This is a genomic window from Streptomyces sp. NPDC024698, assembly GCF_055559015.1.
In genome coordinates this window covers 41,523-57,193 of sequence record NZ_JBVHLK010000030.1, presented here as the reverse complement: position 1 = coordinate 57,193, position 15,671 = coordinate 41,523, and the positions used below count along the sequence as shown (strand labels likewise).

Genomic DNA, 15,671 nt, shown 5'->3' with positions numbered 1-15,671 from the left:
GGAGACGGCGGCGGAGTAGTTGCGCACGTTCACCAGGGCTTTGACGGGGTCGATGACCTTGAAGTAGACGACCGCGTCGACGGTGAGTGTCACGTCGTTGACGGCCCCGGACCCGAACGGTCGGGGAAGCACACGGCACGGGAGCACCCCGGCCTCTCGCCTGTGATGCGGCCGGGGGCCCGGGCTGCTGCCGAGGCGCTGCCGGCTCCTGGGGTCGCGTGTCCGCGGCCATCGCCGACCTTTGTGGTGTCGCGTGTCGGCCGACTCTTGAGGTCAGGTGCCGACCGTCACCGCGGGCGGTCGAAGGTCCCACACGCTCGGCCGTCGTCTCCCTCCGCAGGTCCACGGTGCCGGGAAGGACCGGCTCGCCGCCGCCCGAGTGCCCCACGGTGCTCACGACGGCTCTTGATCCCCACGTCCGGATGCGCTCGCCCGGCCTGGTCCGGCTGCGGCCGTGGTGATCACAGCACCTCCACGGGCCTCATCTCAGCGTCGGCGGAGCGGAAACGACCGGGATCCGCGGACGTACCGCCGGCTCGCGGACCGCCCGGTCCCCTTCCGAGTCCCAGGCCGCCTCAACGGCCCCGTCGGTCTCCGAGACCCTGCGCAGGCTCGCCGCCTCCACCATCAGCCGGCCCGCGTGCGAGGTGCGCAGACAGCCTCTCCCGGCAGCCATCAGCCATAGAGCCGAGACGCGAATCGGCTGTAGGTGCCCGCGCACGGGCACCGCGCCCGGGACAGCGGTCCGGTACAGGTGGTCCGGCGGGTCACCGGTGACCCGACCCCACGGCGGAGCGGGCCGGGCCGTGGGCGAGGGGCCGAGGGAAGCGGAAGGCATCCGGAGGGACGAAGAGGAGGGCGTGATTTCGGGGATCGGTGTGGGGGAAACGGTCGCGTTCATGGCACGAACCCGGCTCCGGACCGACTGCCACCGGCCCGAGGTGATCAAATCGCCGAAAGCGACACGGACATGGGAGCCGGTGCGCGAAATACCCTCGGTAGCACCGAGCGTACTCCGCCGAGGGTCCGGACGGGCTCCGCCTCCGGCCGACATGGCTGCCGTAGGACGGGGAACGAGCACCCCGCCCCGCCCGGTCGTGGTCACCGCGGCGCCACCGGCCTCCACCGCTCCGGGCTGCGCCGCCCGGTGCCGGGCTGAAGACACTGACAGCCCTCAATCGATCCGGGACAGCGCCCCCGGATCCATCGACACCGGCGGGCTCGCCGCCCGGCGCATCCTCGCCCGGCTGGTCGAGGAGGGCGACAAGCCCGTGGAGAGGGTGCGGTGACCGGCCCGGCCGATGCGAGCCCGTACGAAGGAGAACTCGTCGTCGAGCGACGGGAGTTCGTCTCCGACGGCGTCCTCGCCCTGCGCCTGCGTCATCCGCTCGGCGCCGAACTGCCCGCCTGGGAACCCGGGGCCCATGTCGACGTGGTGCTCGGTCCGGATCTGGAGCGGCAGTACTCCCTGTGCGGTGATCCCGCGGACCGCGGCGCGTGGCGGATCGCGGTGCTGCGCGAGCCGGACGGGCGGGGCGGATCCGCTTACGTGCACGCGCGGTTGAGCGAGGGCGCCAGGGTCCGTGTCCGCGGGCCGCGGCAGTGCTTCGTGCTCGTGCCCGCCCCGCGCTACCGCTTCGTCGCGGGCGGGATCGGCATCACCCCGATCCTGCCGATGCTCGCGGCGGCCGAGGCGGCGGGGGCCGAGTGGACCCTGCTGTACGGCGGACGCACCCGCGCCTCGATGGCGTTCACCGGGGAGCTGGAGCGGTACGGGGACCGGGTCGCCCTCGCTCCCCGGGACGAGACAGGACCGCTCGACCTCGCCTCCGTGCTCGGGGAGATCCCCCGGGGCACCGTCGTCTACCGCTACGGTCCGGGGCCACTGCTCGACGCGGTGGAGCGGCGCTGTCCGCCCGGCCTGCTGCACATCGAGCGGTTCCGGCCGAAGGACCGCGAGGCGGACGGGGAGAAGGGGTTCGAGGTCGTCCTGGCGCGGTCGGGGCGCACGGTCGGCGTCGCCCCCGGCGTCTCCGTTCTCGACGCCGTGCGCGCCGACGGCGTCGAGGTCCTCCACTCCTGCGCCGAGGGCACCTGCGGTACCTGTGAGACGGAGGTCCTCGAAGGGATGCCGGACCACCGGGACTCGGTGCTCACGGACGAGGAGCGGGAGGCGGGCGGGACCATGCTCATCTGCGTGTCCCGTTGTCTGGGGAGCCGGCTCGTCCTGGACCTGTGACCGCGAGGTCGCGTTCGATCCGGGCGACCGTCTCCAGCAGAGGGGGAAGCAGGTCGCGCCGGACCGATTCGACGCTGGTGCGGCCTGCGGGCACGGGGATGTTCGCGGCCGCCACCACGCGTCCGTTCCGGTCGCGCACAGGCGCGGCGACCGAGCGCAGTCCCTCCTCCAACTCCTGGTCCACGATGGCGTATCCCTGCCGTCTGACCCGGAGCAGTTCGGCTCTGAGCAGGTCGGGCGAGACGATGGTGCGCGCGGTCAGGGGGCGCGGCGCGGCCCGTTTCAGCCGGGTGTCGATCTCGTCGTCCGTGAGGTGCGCGAGGATCACCCGGCCCACGGAGGTGGCGTGGGCCGGGAAGCGGGTGCCGACGGTGATCGCCGCCGTCATGATGCGCCGGGTCGGCACCCGCGCCACGTAGACGATGTCGTCGCCGTCGAGGACGCAGAGCGAGCTCGACTCCCCGACCCGTTCGGCCAGTTGCTCCAGGTGGGGCTGGGCGATCTCCGGGACGGTGAAGCCGGAGAGATAGGCGTAGCCGAGTTCCAGGACGCGCGGGGTGAGCCGGAAGACGCGGCCGTCGGTGTGGACGTATCCGAGGTCGACCAGGGTCAGCAGGAAGCGGCGGGCCGCCGCGCGGGTCAGGTCGCAGCCGCGGGCGACCTCGCTGAGGGTCATCTCCGGCCGGTCGGGGCCGAAGACGCGGATGACGGCGAGTCCGCGTTCGAAGGACCGGACGAAGTGGGGCGCTCGGTCTGCCGTAGGCATCGCCGCCTCCAGGGGTGCACGCGAAGCGCCTCCGCACGGGACGTGAGCACGCTTCGATAACTGTCAACAATATTGTCAGCCAAGGCCATTGACCCGGCACGGACAGGGTTCTACCTTCGCGCTGAGCACCATTGTGCGGTGTGCGCACACCTGTCGGAACACTCTCGTCTGCACAGGAGGAGCCATGCGTCGTCTGCTCGCCGGTATCGCGACCGGAGCCTTGCTGGTCGCCGCGACGGCCTGCGGCTCGTCCGGCGGCGGTGGCGCCTCGGACAAGAACGCCTCGTCCGGTGGTACCACCACCGTCAAGCTGGGGGTCATCCCCATCGTCGATGTCGCCCCCGTCTATCTGGGGCAGAAGAAGGGCTTCTACCGGAAGCACGGACTGAAGCTGTCGATGACGACCGCGCAGGGCGGGGCCGCGATCGTCCCCGGTGTCGTCTCGGGCCAGTTCCAGTTCGGGTTCTCCAACGTGACCTCGCTGATGATCGCCCAGTCCAACGGCGTTCCCGTGAAGGCCATCGCGAACGGCGTCGCTTCGACGGGCGTGGCGGGCGCGGACTTCGGCGCCATCACGGTGAAGAAGGGCAGCGCGATCAGGACGGCGAAGGACCTGGAGGGCAAGAAGGTCGCCGTCAACACGCTGAAGAACATCAACGAGACGGCCGTGCGCGAGTCGGTGCGCAAGGCGGGCGGCGATCCGTCCAAGGTGGAGTTCGTCGAGCTCGCCTTCGACCAGATGCCCGCGGCCCTCGACAGCGGTCAGATCGACGCCGCGATGGTGGTCGAGCCCGCGCTTGCCACCGTGAAGAGCCAGGGCGCGACCGAGATCGCCTCCTCCCTGGTCGACGTGGCGAAGAACCTCACCGTCGCCATGTACTTCACCTCGAACCAGTACGCACAGCAACACCCGGCCGTGGTCAAGGAGTTCCAGGAGGCCACCGCGGAGTCCCTCGCCTACGCCGACGCGCACCCGGACGAGGTCCGGCAGATCGTCACCACGTACACGAAGATCCCCGCCGCCGTGCTGGCCGAGGTGACCCTGCCCAAGTGGCCGGCCGAGGCGAACCGGGCCTCGATCGAGACGCTGGAGAAGCTGGGCGAACAGGACGGTCTGTTCAAGACGACCCCCGATCTGGACAAGCTGCTGCCGTGAAGCCGACGTCACCACGCGGCGGCTCCGCCGACCGGGCCGTGAACGCCGCACTGGGCGCCGCCGGGCTCGCGGCCTTCCTCGCCCTCGGCGAGGCGGTGCCGCGGCTCGGCCTCGTCAAGGAGCGGTACTTCCCGCCGACCAGCCGGATCGCGCGGGCCCTCGCCGACGAGATCACCGACGGCGCCTTCTGGACGGATCTCGGCGACACCCTCACCGGCTGGGCGCTGGGCCTGGCGATCGCCGTCGGCGCCGGCATCGCGGTGGGCGTGGTCGTCTCGGTCGTACCGCATCTGCGCGTGGCCACCGCCTCGACGATCGAGTTCCTGCGGCCCATCCCCTCCGTGGCCCTGATCCCGCTGGCCGTCCTGCTCTACGGCACCGAACTGAGGTCGGTGCTGCTCCTGGTCGTGTACGCGTCCTTCTGGCAGGTCCTCGTCCAGGTCATGTACGGCGTGCGGGACGTCGACCCGGTGGCGGAGGAGACGGCACGCTCGTACGGGCTCGGCACCTGGGCCCGGATCCGTCATCTGCTGTGGCCGACCGCGCTCCCGTACGTCATGACGGGCGTCCGGCTCGCCGCCGCGGTCGCGCTCATCCTCACGGTGACGGCCGAACTCGTCATCGGGGCCCCGGGGTTGGGCGCGCGCATCGCCGTCGCCCAGACCTCGCAGGCGGTGCCCGAGATGTACGCGCTCATCGTGGTGACGGGGCTGCTCGGGCTGATCGTCAACGTGGGCGCGCGATCGGTCGAGCGGTACGCGCTGGCCTGGCACCAGTCGGTGCGCGGGGAGGTGGCGGTGTGACGGACGTCCGGGCCGGGCGGAGGGGGCCGAACCCCTGGACCGGCCTCCTGCGGCGAGCACTGTTCGTCCTCGCGCTCCCCGCCCTCCTCTTCACCCTCTGGTGGCTCGCCTCGGACGGCAGCACCGACGTCTACTGGCCGCCGCTGCGCACCATCCTCAGGACCTTTCCCGACGTCTGGACCCGAGCGCGGCTGCGCGCCGACCTGGTGCCCAGCCTGCTGCGGCTGCTCGCCGGCTACGCCTCGGCCGCCGTCGTGGGGGTCGGCCTCGGGGCGGTCATCGGCTCGTACCGGAAGGTGCGGGCGGTGTGCGAACCGGTCCTGGAGTTCCTGCGGGCGGTGCCGCCACCCGTTCTCGTCCCGGTCATCATGCTGTTCGCGGGCATCGGGGACACGATGAAGATCGTCGTGATCGCGAGCGGCTGTGTGTGGCCGATCCTGCTCAACACGATCGAGGGTGTGCGCGCCGTCGACTCCGTGATGTCCGAGACGGCCCGCTCGTACGGCATCACGGGCCCGGCCCGGATCCGCTCCGTCGTCCTGCCCTCGGCGAGCCCGCAGATCTTCGCGGGGCTGCGGCAGGCCCTGTCCGTCGGCATCATCCTCATGGTCATCAGCGAGATGTTCGCGGCCAGCAACGGAATCGGCTTCACCATCGTGCAGTTCCAGCGCGGCTTCGCGATCCCCGACATGTGGACCGGGATCCTCGTCCTCGGTCTGCTCGGCTTCCTTCTGTCGGTCGTCTTCCAGCTGGTCGAACGCCGGGTCCTCGGCTGGTACCACGGTCTGCGCGACTCCTCCAGGCGGTCCCCGTGATGCCTCCGAAAGGGCGGTCCATGCACGCGTCTCTGGTCGTATCCGGGCTGCGGAAGGTCTACGAGGGTTCGGGGCGCCGGGTGGAGGCGGTCCGCGATCTCACGTTCACGGTGGAGGCGGGTGAACTCGTCTGTCTGGTGGGCCCGTCGGGCTGCGGCAAGACGACGCTGCTGAAGTGCATGGCCGGTCTGCTGGCGCCGACGTCGGGCGAGGTGCTGCTCGGCGGCCGGCGGGTGAGCGGCCCGCCGCCCGGCATGGCGTTCGTCTTCCAGGAGTACGGGCGCAGTCTGTTCCCCTGGATGCGGGTCGGCGAGAACGTCGAACTCCCCTTGAGGCAGAAGGGTCTGGGCAAGGGGCGGCGCCGGGAGCTGGTCGAGGACGCGCTGGAGTCCGTGGGCCTGGCCGACGCCGCGCGCGCCTATCCGTGGCAGCTGTCGGGGGGCATGCAGCAGCGGGTCGCCATCGCGCGGGCGCTGGCCTACGAGCCCGAAGTCCTGCTCATGGACGAGCCGTTCGCCGCGGTCGACGCGCAGACCCGCGCCGATCTGGAGGATCTGGTGCGCCAACTGTGGCGGCAGCGCGGGATCACCGTCGTGTTCGTGACCCATGACATCGACGAGGCCGTTTATCTGGGTGAGCGGGTTCTGGTCCTGTCCGCCTCCCCCACCGTCGTCCAGGAGCAGTTGAAGGTCGATCTGCCCGCTGAGCGCGACCAGTTGCGCACCCGGGTCGCCCCGCGCTTCGCCGAACTGCGGACCCATGTGTACGAGCAGATCCAGGCGGCGAAACGCGGGGAGCAGGTCACGCGGACGGACACGCCTCCGTCTCGGTGAGGCCTGCCGGTGAGCGCTGTGGGCCGGTCAGACGCGCAGCCAGGCCGCGGTGTCCGGCGGGAGGAACCCGTCGGCGTCCAGCGGGCCGCTGTGGAGGAGGAGCCGTGTGTGTTCCGGCAGTTCGACCGGGCCGTCGGCCAGGTTGACGACGCAGAGCAGTCCGTCCGTGCGGGCGAAGGCGAGGACGCCCTCGGGTGCGGGGAGCCAGCTGAGCGGGCCGTCGCCGAAGCCCGGTTCGGCGCGGCGGATACGCAGGGCCGCACGGTAGAGGCTCAGCATCGAGCCGGGGTCGGCCGCCTGGCGGTCGGCGGCGTACGCGGGCCAGTCGGCCGGCTGCGGTAGCCAGGGCTCGCCGCCGAATCCGGCGTGCGGATCACCGGCCGCCCAGGGCAGCGGGACCCGGCAGCCGTCGCGGCCCGGGTCCGTGCCGCCGGAGCGTGAGTACATCGGGTCCTGGATGCTCTCGCGCGGCAACTCAACTTCGGGCAGGGCGAGTTCCTCGCCCTGGTAGACGTACACGGCGCCGGGGAGGGCGAGCGAGAGCAGGGCCGCGGCGCGCGCCCTGCGGGTGCCGAGGGCCAGGTCGGTCGGGGTGCCGAAGGCCTTGGCGGTGAAGTCGAAGCCGGTCTCGGCGCGGCCGTAGCGGGTGACCGTGCGGGTCACGTCGTGGTTGCACAGCACCCAGGTGGCGGGCGCTCCGACGGGGGCGTGCTCGGCAAGGGTCTCGTCGATGGAGGTCCGCAGCCGTGCGGCGTCCCAGGGGCAGGACAGGAAGGAGAAGTTGAAGGCGGTGTGCAGTTCGTCGGGGCGCAGATAGCGGGCGAAGCGCTCGGAGTCGGGGAGCCAGACCTCGCCGACGAAGATGCCGTCGTAGGCGTCGGATACGGCCCGCCAGGAGCGGTAGATGTCGTGGAGCTCGTCGCGGTCGACGTACGGGTTGGGGTCGCGGCCCTCGACGTAGTCGGGCAGGTCGGGGTCCTTGGCCAGCAGCGCGGCCGAGTCGATGCGCACGCCGGCCACCCCCCGCTCGAACCAGAAGCGCAGGATCTCCTCGTGCTCCCGGCGGACGTCGGGGTGGTCCCAGTTGAGGTCGGGCTGCTGGGGGGTGAAGAGATGGAGGTACCAGTCGCCGTCGGGCAGCCGGGTCCACACCGGTTCGGTGGAGCCCGCGAACTGCGACGGCCAGTCGTTGGGCGGGAGTTCGCCGTGTTCGCCGCGTCCGGGGCGGAAGTGGAAGAGCTCGCGCTCGGGGCCACCGGCCAGCGCCGCCCGGAACCAGGGGTGCTGGTCGGAGACGTGGTTCGGCACGATGTCGACCAGGGTGCGGATGCCCAGTTCCCGGGCCTCGGCGATGAGCTTCTCGGCCTCGGCGAGTGTTCCGAAGGCCGGGTCGATGGTGCGGTAGTCGGCGACGTCGTAGCCGCCGTCGGCCAGGGGCGAGAGGTACCAGGGGTTGAACCACAGTGCGTCCACGCCGAGTTCGGCGAGGTAGGGGAGTCTGGCGCGGACGCCCGCGAGGTCGCCGGTGCCGTCGCCGTCGCCGTCCGCGAAGCTGCGGACGTACACCTGGTAGATGACGGCGGAACGCCACCACGCGGACTGATTTCGGGCAGGGCGGGGCTGTCCCACGGTGCGTTGCCTTTCGTTCGAGGAGGTCGGGTACGGGCGTCAGCCCTTGGTGCTGCCCGTGCTGATCCCGGCGATGATGTGCCGCTGGAACACCAGGAACATCACGACCATGGGGATGCTGGCGATCACCATCGCGGCGATGAGCACGGTCAGCTGGATGTTCTGGGACAGCTGGACGAGTGCCACGCTGATGGGCTGCTTGTCGGTGTCGGAGAAGACCATCAGCGGCCAGAGGAAGTCCTGCCAGACGGCGACCAGGGCGAAGATCGACACGACTCCGAGGACGGGCCGGGACATCGGCAGCACGATCGACCACAGAGTGCGCAGTTTCCCGGCGCCGTCGATCTCGGCGGCCTCCAGCACGTCGCGCGGGATCTGGTCGAAGAAGCGCTTGAGGAGATAGAGGTTGAAGGCGTTGGCGACGGCGGGCAGCCAGATGCCGAGCGGGGAGTTGAGCAGGCTGGTGTGCAGGACGGGCAGGTCGGCGACGGTCAGGTACTTGGGGACCACCAGGGCCTGCGCGGGGACCATCAGGGTGGCGAGGATGCCGCCGAGCACCACCTTGCCGAAGGCGGGCTTCAGCTTGGACAGGGCGTAGGCGGCGGCCGTGCAGAAGACGAGCTGGAGCAGCCAGGCGCCGGCGGCCTGGACGACGGTGTTCCACAGATGGGTGGGCAGGCCCATCAGGTCCCACGCGTCGGTGTAGCCGCCGAGGTGCCAGTGTTCCGGCAGCAGGGTGGGCGGTGTGCGCGTGACCTCGTCCGGCGACTTCATGGCGCCGGTGACCATCCAGTAGACGGGGAAGAGGAAGGCCAGCGCGAAGAGCAGGACGACACCGCTGAACACGGTCCAGTAGACGGCTCTGCCGCGCGGTCGGCCCAGGGTGAGCGGAGAGATCAGGGTGCGGGTGCTCACGCGTCCTCCTCGGAGCGGGTCAGCCGCAGATAGAGGGCGGAGAAGGCGCTGAGCAGGACGAGCAGCATGACGCTCAGGGCGCAGGCTCCACCGAAGTCGTCGTAGAGGAAGGCGTACTTGTAGATGAGGTAGAGCACCGTGACGGTCTTGTCCTCGGGGCCGCCGCCGGTGATCACGAAGGGTTCGGTGAACACCTGCATGGTGGCGATGATCTGAAGCAGCATCAGCATGAGGATGATGAAGCGTGTCTGAGGGATCGTCACATGGCGGATGCGCTGGATCAGGTTGGCCCCGTCCAGCTCGGCGGCCTCGTACAGCTCGCCGGGGATGCTCTGGAGGGCGGCGAGGTAGATGAGGACGGTGCCTCCGAGGTTGGCCCAGGTGGCGACGATGACCAGCGAGACCAGGGCCGTGTCGGCGCCGTTGGACCAGTTCGAGGTCGGCAGGTGCAGTGCGCGCAGCACCTCGTTGGCGAGGCCGGCCCCGGGATCGTAGAACCACTTCCACAGCAGGGCGCTGACCACCGGCGGGATCATCACCGGCAGATAGACCACGACCCTGAAGAACGCCTTGGCGTGGCGCAGTTCGTTGAGGACCAGCGCCATCACGAAGGGGACGGCGAAGCCGATGAGCAGGGCCAGGAGCGTGAAGGTGAGGGTGTTGCGCCAGGCGGCGGTGAACTCCGGGTCGTGGAAGACCCGGGTGAAGTTCGCGGTGCCGACCCATGCGCCGCCGCTGCCGGGTGTGTACTTCTGGAAGGCGATCACGACGGCGCGGATCGCCGGGTACCAGGAGAACAGGGCGAAGCAGAGCAGGCCTCCGGCGAGGAAGGCGTAGGCGCGGAACTGGTCGGCCAGGCGCCGGCGCCACGGTGCCCCGGTCCGGCGCCCGGCCGACCGCGGCGCCTCCGGCGCGCCGACGGCGGCCGGAGGGAGCACTGCGGGGGGCTTCGATGCGGTCTTCATGAACGGTGTCAGCCTCGGGCCAGGATGGAGTCGATCTTGCCGGAGGCGTCCTTGAGGAGCTGGTCGATGTCGGCGTCCTTCTTGGTGAGGACCGCGGAGACGGCGGCGTCGAGGACGGAGTAGATCTGCTGCGCCTGCGGGGGCTCGATCTTCATCTGGAGGCTCTGGTTGCCGTCGAGGAAGGCCTGGTAGTTCTCCACGGGCACGTTGGCGTTGGCCTTCTTGACCTGCTGGTCCTTGGCGTCGGCGGCACCGGTGAACAGGCGCGGCTCGGGCAGGCCGACGGGCGCGTTGTTCTGCTTGGCGCGGGCGTAGTCACCGAGGAAGCCGTCGCCGGGTGTCAGGAACATGGAGTCGAGCCACTTGAGGCCCGCCCTGATCTGGGCCGGCGAGTCCTTCTTGTTGAACATGTAGCCGTCGCCGCCGATGAGCGTGCCCTTGCCGCCGGGCATCGGGGCCAGGGCGAGGTCGTTGTAGTTGCCGCCCTTCTCCTTGACGAGGATCGGGATGTTGTCGGGCGCCGAGAGGTACATGCCGAGCTTGCCCGAACCCATCATCTGCTGGACGTCGTTGATGACCAGCAGCTGCTTGCTGCCCATGGAGTTGTCGCTCCAGCGCATGTCCTTGAGGTTCTGGAGGACCGCCTTGCCCTCGGGGCTGTCGACGGTCGCCTGCTTGCCGTCCTCGGAGACGACGTTGCCGCCCTGTGAGTAGACCTCGGCGGTGAAGTGCCAGCCGCCCTGGTTCTGGGCGCTGTAGTCGGCGTAGCCGACCGTGCCGTTGCCGAGCGCGGCGATCTTCTTGGCGTCCGCGCGCAGTTCCTCCCAGCTGGCCGGGGGCTTGTCGGGGTCGAGGCCGGCCTTCTTGAAGAGCGCCTTGTTGTAGATGAGACCCATCGAGTAGCCGGTGCGCGGGACGCCGTAGATCTTGCCGTCCACGGTGTAGATGTCGCGCAGCTGCTGCTGGAGGGTGCTGTAGCTCTTGAGGTCCTTGACGTAACTCGTGATGTCGGCCGCCTGGTTGACGTCGACGACGTGCTTGACGTCGGTGAAGTACGTGTAGAACACGTCCTCCATCTGACCGCCGGCCAGCTTGGCGTCGAAGGTCTTGGGGTCCTGACACGGGAACGCGTCGTGCAGGGTGACATCGATGGCCGGGTTGGCCTTCTCGAACGCCTTGGTGTCGGCGTCGAAGAACGAGCGGTCGACCTTGGCGCTCTTCGGCGGCTCGCAGTTGACGGTGATGCGGGTCTTTCCGCCCGCCGCGTCGTCGCCGCCGCTCGAACCGCACGCGGCGGCGGTGAGCACGACGGAGGATGCCATGAGCATGACGAGACTTCGGCGGAACCCGGTGTTTCTCATTGGTGGACCCCTTCGGGCTGGAGCGAGGAAGGCCCACGGCGGGCGCGCCGCCGTGTTCTGGCGCCGCACACTCAAGCACCGACAACATCCGTCCGCAAGATGTCGCGCAGAATCTGTAATTATTTGACAGCGGTTGGGGGTCTCCGTGGCAGGGGGTTGCGTAACGGAGTCAACGGCCCCGGAACGGCCGCCGGGCCGCCGCGTGGTGCGACGACCCGGTCACCGGCACAGGCCGGCCCTCACCCTCCGCTCAGCCGCGGGGTGCCTGCGCGGTCGATCCGCGCACCACAAGTTCCGGCTCGAACAGCAGCTCCTCGGGGGTCACGCTGCCGCCCCCGATCTGCGCGTTCAGCAGTTCCACCGCGGCACGCCCCATGGCCTCGATGGGCTGGCGGACCGTGGTCAGCGGGGGTTCGGTGCAGTTCATGAACGCCGAGTCGTCGTACCCGACGACGGAGATGTCACCGGGGACGGCGAGCCCCTTGCGGCGGGCGGCCCGGACGGCGCCGAGCGCGAGCGGGTCGCTGGCGCAGATGATGCCGGTGACCCCCTGGTCGAGCAGCCTGGTGGCCGCGGCCTGACCGCCTTCCAGCGAGAACATCGCCCGGGCCACGTGGGCGTCGGGCAGCTGGGGCGCGAGGGCGCGTGCCGCCGCGAGTTTGCGCCCGGAGGGCATGTGGTCGGCGGGGCCGAGGACCAGTCCGATGCGCTCGTGGCCGAGCGAGTCGAGGTGGCGCCAGGCCTGCTCCACCGCCACCGCGTCGTCGGTGGAGACGCACGGGAAGCCCAGGTGCTCGATGGCCGCGTTGACCAGCACCACCGGGATGTTGCGGTCCGCGAGTTCGCGGTAGTGGTCGTGCGGCGCGTCGGCCTGCGCGTACAGGCCGCCGGCGAACACCACCCCGGAGACCTGCTGCTGGAGCAGGAGTTCCACGTAGTCGGCCTCGGAGACCCCGCCCTTGGTCTGCGTGCACAGCACCGGGGTGAGGCCGAGCTGGGCGAGCGCCCCGCCGATGACCTCGGCGAACGCCGGGAAGATCGGGTTCTGGAGCTCGGGCAGCACCAGGCCGACGAGTCGCGCGCGTTCGCCGCGCAGCTGGGTGGGCCGCTCGTAGCCGAGGACGTCCAGGGCGGACAGGACCGCCTGCCGGGTGGAGTCGGAGACACCCGGCTTGCCGTTGAGCACTCGGCTGACCGTGGCTTCGCTGACCCCGACCTTCTTCGCCACCTGAGCAAGTCGTCGCGTCATGCGCGCAAGAATAGCGCAAGAAATGCAAGTTGCTTGCGTAAAACTTCGGCCGGTTCGCGTGCACGCGGACGGGCCCGCGGCCTCACTCCCGCAGCCGACGCGGCCTCTGTCAGCGCGCCGCCCACAGGCCGCGCACATGGCCCAGGTGGCGGGTCATCACCGCGCGCACGGCGCGCTCGTCGCGTTCCAGGAGGGCGTCGAGGAGTTCGAGGTGCTCCCGGGCGGAGGCTTCCAGACGGCCCGCGCGCACCAGGGCGTCGAGCCCGTACAGGCGCGAGCGCTTGCGCAGGTCCCCGACGACCTCGACCAGATGGGCGTTGCCCGCGAGGGCGAGCAGGCCGAGGTGGAAGCGGATGTCCGCCTCCACGTAGGCGATGAGGTCGCCGGCCGCCGCGGCCGTCACGATCTCCCGGGCCGCCGGGCGCAGCGCCTCGAGCGATACGGGGTCCGCCGTGCGGGCCAGCCCCACGACGGTGGGGATCTCGATCAGCGAGCGGATGTGGGTGTACTCGTCGAGCTGCTTCTCGGAGACCTCCGTGACCCGGAACCCCTTGTTCGGGACCGTGTCGACCAGACCCTCCTTGGCCAGGTCGAGCATGGCCTCGCGCACCGGCGTCGCCGAGACGCCGAACCGGGCCGCGAGCGTCGGCGCCGAGTAGACCTCGCCGGGGCGCAGTTCGCCCGCGATCAGCGCGGCACGCAGCGCGTCGGCCACGCGCTCGCGATAGCTGCTCCTCCTGCCGCCGAGCGTGGGCAGGTCGGGAGCGGCTGCGGGTGCGCCGTCGCGCTGGGCGGTCATCGGGGTCTCCTCGTACGGGCCGGAGCGCGGTCGGCCGCGGCGCCGGCTCTGTGCCATGTCACGTGTTACTCGTACCACCAGTATCTACGCCCCGGCGCGGACCCGCTCACAGGACGAACCCGGCCGGGAACGGGTCCGAGGGGTCGAGCAGGTACTGGGCGGTTCCCGTGATCCAGGCGCGTCCCGTGAAGCTGGGCAGCACGGCGGGAATTCCGGCGACCTCGGTGGTGCCCAGCAGCCGGCCGGTGAAGCGCGTCCCGATGAAGGACTCGTTCACGAACTCGGTGTCCAGCGGGAGTTCGCCCCGGGCGTGCAGCTGGGCCATGCGCGCGCTGGTGCCCGTACCGCAGGGTGAGCGGTCGAACCAGCCGGGGTGGATCGCCATCGCGTGGCGGGAGAAGCGGGCCGTCGCCCCGGGCGCGTACAGATGGACGTGGTGGCAGCCGCGGATGGACGGGTCCTCGGGGTGCACGGGCTCGTCCTCGGCGTTGACCGCGTCCATGAGCGCGAGCCCCGCCGCGAGGATCTCGTCCTTGCGCGAGCGGTCGAAGGGCAGGCCGAACTGCTCCAGCGGCAGGATCGCGTAGAAGTTCCCGCCGTAGGCCAGGTCGTACGTCACCGTGCGCCCGTCGGCGAGGGTCGCCTTGCGGTCGAGTCCGACGGCGAAGGAGGGCACGTTCCTGAGCGTGACCTCCTTGGCCGCGCCGTCCTCCACGGCCACCTCGGCGACCACGAGGCCCGCCGGGGTGTCGAGCCGGATCGCGGTGACCGGCTCGACGACCTCCACCATGCCGGTCTCCACCAGCACGGTCGCGACCCCGATCGTGCCGTGCCCACACATCGGCAGATAGCCCGACACCTCGATGTAGATCACGCCGTAGTCGCAGTCCGGGCGGGTGGGCGGCTGGAGGATGGCCCCGCTCATCGCCGCGTGGCCGCGCGGCTCGTTCATCAGGAGCCGCTTGATGTCGTCGCGGTGCTCACGGAAGTACAGCCGCCGCTCGTTCATGGTCGCGCCCGGGACCGTGCCGATCCCGCCGGTGATCACCCGGGTCGGCATCCCCTCGGTGTGCGAGTCGACGGCGTGCAGGACGAGTTTGCTGCGCATGGGACTCCTCGGTGGTGTCGGCGGACGGCGGGGGCGGGCAGAGGGCGGCGGGCCGATGACCGCGGGCGGAGGGCGGGCGGTCGGGGGCTCAGGTGAGACCGGCGGCGACGGCCCGTTCCGTGGCCAGGCGGACGGCGGCCTCCTGTTCGGGCAGCAGCGGGACGCGCGGCGGCCGGACCGGACCGCCGTGGCGGCCGACGATGTCCATGGACAGCTTGATGGCCTGGACGAACTCGACCCGGGAGTCCCAGCGCAGCAGCGGGTGGAGCTGCCGGTAGAGCTTGCCCGCGGTGTCGAGGTCACCGGCGACGGCGGCGCGGTAGAGCTCGACGCCCGCCCGGGGCAGCGCGTTCGGGTATCCGGCCACCCAGCCCTTGGCGCCCGCCACCGCGAGTTCGAGCAGCACGTCGTCCGCACCGATCAACAGGTCGAGTTCCGGGGCGAGTTCGGCGATGCGGTAGGCGCGTCGCACATCGCCGGAGAACTCCTTGACGCCTTGGACGAATCCGGCGCCGTGCAGCTTCGCCAGGAGTTCGGGCACCAGGTCGACCTTGGTGTCGATCGGGTTGTTGTACGCCACGACCGGGACGCCCGCCCGGGAGACCTCCGCGTAGTGGGCGAGCACCGAACGCTCGTCCGCGCGGTAGGCGTTGGGCGGGAGCAGCATCACGGCACCGCAGCCCGCGTCCTTCGCCTGCTCCGCCCAGCGGCGGGCCTCGGCGGAGCCGTACGCGGCGACGCCCGGCATGACCCGGGGCCCGCCGATCGCGGCGACGGCGGTCTCCACCACCTTCGCCCGCTCCTCGGGCGTGAGCACCTGGTACTCGCCGAGCGAGCCGTTCGGCACGACGCCGTCGCAGCCGTTCTCGACCAGCCAGGAGCAGTGTTCGGCGTAGCGGCCGTGGTCGACGGACAGGTCGCGGTTCAGCGGGAGCGCGGTGGCGACGAGGACTCCGCGCCAGGGGCGCCGGCTCTCGGGGGTCACGGTCATGAGGCGTTCATCCCTCTCCATGGAGTGTGACATTGCACTGTC

The 15,671-nt window shown here is 70.8% G+C and carries 15 protein-coding genes; 6 read left to right on the top strand and 9 right to left on the bottom strand.

Features of this window, described 5'->3' with window-relative positions; translation table 11 throughout:
• The first annotated feature begins 1,052 nt into the window (after positions 1-1,052).
• Together ACZ4AA_RS35595 and ACZ4AA_RS35590 are read left to right on the top strand one after the other, a co-directional pair.
• A complete protein-coding gene (locus ACZ4AA_RS35595) occupies positions 1,053-1,289 on the top strand; it encodes a hypothetical protein (protein WP_467611921.1) in 237 nt (78 codons plus the stop codon).
• On the top strand, positions 1,286-2,239 hold the full coding sequence (locus ACZ4AA_RS35590; RefSeq protein WP_467611910.1) for a PDR/VanB family oxidoreductase: 954 nt from the start codon (positions 1,286-1,288) through the stop codon (positions 2,237-2,239). Before ACZ4AA_RS35595 ends, ACZ4AA_RS35590 begins: the two co-directional genes overlap by 4 nt.
• Here ACZ4AA_RS35590 and ACZ4AA_RS35585 read toward each other — a convergent pair.
• A complete protein-coding gene (locus ACZ4AA_RS35585; protein ID WP_467611907.1) occupies positions 2,190-3,005 on the bottom strand; it encodes an IclR family transcriptional regulator domain-containing protein in 816 nt (271 codons plus the stop codon). The genes ACZ4AA_RS35590 and ACZ4AA_RS35585 overlap by 50 nt on opposite strands.
• 184 nt (positions 3,006-3,189) lie before the next feature.
• Here ACZ4AA_RS35585 and ACZ4AA_RS35580 point away from each other — a divergent pair, with 184 nt between their 5' ends.
• Genes ACZ4AA_RS35580 through ACZ4AA_RS35565 form a run of 4 tightly spaced genes read left to right on the top strand, consistent with a single transcriptional unit; the run spans position 3,190 to position 6,612 of the window.
• Positions 3,190-4,161 carry an ABC transporter substrate-binding protein gene (locus ACZ4AA_RS35580; RefSeq protein WP_467611904.1) on the top strand — a complete coding sequence of 324 codons (972 nt, stop codon included), beginning with the start codon at positions 3,190-3,192 and terminating at the stop codon, positions 4,159-4,161.
• On the top strand, positions 4,158-4,964 hold the full coding sequence (locus ACZ4AA_RS35575; RefSeq protein WP_467611901.1) for an ABC transporter permease: 807 nt from the start codon (positions 4,158-4,160) through the stop codon (positions 4,962-4,964). Before ACZ4AA_RS35580 ends, ACZ4AA_RS35575 begins: the two co-directional genes overlap by 4 nt.
• Before the next feature lie 47 nt (positions 4,965-5,011).
• A complete protein-coding gene (locus ACZ4AA_RS35570; RefSeq protein WP_467611919.1) occupies positions 5,012-5,779 on the top strand; it encodes an ABC transporter permease in 768 nt (255 codons plus the stop codon).
• 20 nt (positions 5,780-5,799) lie between these two features.
• Positions 5,800-6,612, top strand: coding sequence for an ABC transporter ATP-binding protein (locus ACZ4AA_RS35565; RefSeq protein WP_467611898.1), 813 nt, complete (start codon positions 5,800-5,802; stop codon positions 6,610-6,612).
• 27 nt (positions 6,613-6,639) lie between these two features.
• Here ACZ4AA_RS35565 and ACZ4AA_RS35560 read toward each other — a convergent pair whose 3' ends face one another.
• The 8 genes from ACZ4AA_RS35560 to ACZ4AA_RS35525 all read right to left on the bottom strand — a co-directional run bounded on the left by ACZ4AA_RS35560 (position 6,640) and on the right by ACZ4AA_RS35525 (position 15,629).
• Complete coding sequence (locus tag ACZ4AA_RS35560) at positions 6,640-8,241, bottom strand: glycoside hydrolase family 13 protein (RefSeq protein ID WP_467611895.1); 1,602 nt, start codon at positions 8,239-8,241, stop codon at positions 6,640-6,642.
• 39 nt (positions 8,242-8,280) lie between these two features.
• The gene (locus ACZ4AA_RS35555; protein WP_467611892.1) at positions 8,281-9,156 is read right to left on the bottom strand and encodes a carbohydrate ABC transporter permease; all 876 of its coding nucleotides are present in this window, start codon (positions 9,154-9,156) and stop codon (positions 8,281-8,283) included.
• Complete coding sequence (locus ACZ4AA_RS35550; RefSeq protein ID WP_467611889.1) at positions 9,153-10,121, bottom strand: carbohydrate ABC transporter permease; 969 nt, start codon at positions 10,119-10,121, stop codon at positions 9,153-9,155. The genes ACZ4AA_RS35555 and ACZ4AA_RS35550 overlap by 4 nt, the downstream gene beginning before the upstream one ends.
• Positions 10,122-10,129: 8 nt before the next feature.
• Positions 10,130-11,482 (bottom strand): ABC transporter substrate-binding protein, encoded by a 1,353-nt coding sequence (locus tag ACZ4AA_RS35545; RefSeq protein ID WP_467611886.1) that lies wholly within the window; start codon positions 11,480-11,482, stop codon positions 10,130-10,132.
• Between the two features lie 250 nt (positions 11,483-11,732).
• Entirely contained in the window at positions 11,733-12,731 is a 999-nt protein-coding gene (locus tag ACZ4AA_RS35540) for a LacI family DNA-binding transcriptional regulator (protein ID WP_467611883.1), read from the bottom strand.
• 109 nt (positions 12,732-12,840) lie between these two features.
• A complete protein-coding gene (locus tag ACZ4AA_RS35535) occupies positions 12,841-13,530 on the bottom strand; it encodes a GntR family transcriptional regulator (RefSeq protein WP_467611880.1) in 690 nt (229 codons plus the stop codon).
• Between the two features lie 106 nt (positions 13,531-13,636).
• The gene (locus ACZ4AA_RS35530) at positions 13,637-14,638 is read right to left on the bottom strand and encodes a proline racemase family protein (RefSeq protein WP_467611877.1); all 1,002 of its coding nucleotides are present in this window, start codon (positions 14,636-14,638) and stop codon (positions 13,637-13,639) included.
• A gap of 88 nt (positions 14,639-14,726) precedes the next feature.
• Complete coding sequence (locus ACZ4AA_RS35525) at positions 14,727-15,629, bottom strand: dihydrodipicolinate synthase family protein (RefSeq protein ID WP_467611873.1); 903 nt, start codon at positions 15,627-15,629, stop codon at positions 14,727-14,729.
• Positions 15,630-15,671 lie beyond the last annotated feature (42 nt).

What these genes read in the sequence shown, in the direction of transcription:
- ACZ4AA_RS35595 (WP_467611921.1), top strand. Translation starts at nt 1,053, where the DNA reads ATGGCTGCCGTAGGACGGGGAACGAGCACCCCGCCCCGCCCGGTCGTG.
- ACZ4AA_RS35585 (WP_467611907.1), bottom strand. Translation starts at nt 3,005, where the DNA reads ATGCCTACGGCAGACCGAGCGCCCCACTTCGTCCGGTCCTTCGAACGC.
- ACZ4AA_RS35580 (WP_467611904.1), top strand. Translation starts at nt 3,190, where the DNA reads ATGCGTCGTCTGCTCGCCGGTATCGCGACCGGAGCCTTGCTGGTCGCC.
- ACZ4AA_RS35565 (WP_467611898.1), top strand. Translation starts at nt 5,800, where the DNA reads ATGCACGCGTCTCTGGTCGTATCCGGGCTGCGGAAGGTCTACGAGGGT.
- ACZ4AA_RS35550 (WP_467611889.1), bottom strand. Translation starts at nt 10,121, where the DNA reads ATGAAGACCGCATCGAAGCCCCCCGCAGTGCTCCCTCCGGCCGCCGTC.
- ACZ4AA_RS35545 (WP_467611886.1), bottom strand. Translation starts at nt 11,482, where the DNA reads ATGAGAAACACCGGGTTCCGCCGAAGTCTCGTCATGCTCATGGCATCC.
- ACZ4AA_RS35540 (WP_467611883.1), bottom strand. Translation starts at nt 12,731, where the DNA reads ATGACGCGACGACTTGCTCAGGTGGCGAAGAAGGTCGGGGTCAGCGAA.
- ACZ4AA_RS35535 (WP_467611880.1), bottom strand. Translation starts at nt 13,530, where the DNA reads ATGACCGCCCAGCGCGACGGCGCACCCGCAGCCGCTCCCGACCTGCCC.
- ACZ4AA_RS35530 (WP_467611877.1), bottom strand. Translation starts at nt 14,638, where the DNA reads ATGCGCAGCAAACTCGTCCTGCACGCCGTCGACTCGCACACCGAGGGG.
- ACZ4AA_RS35525 (WP_467611873.1), bottom strand. Translation starts at nt 15,629, where the DNA reads ATGACCGTGACCCCCGAGAGCCGGCGCCCCTGGCGCGGAGTCCTCGTC.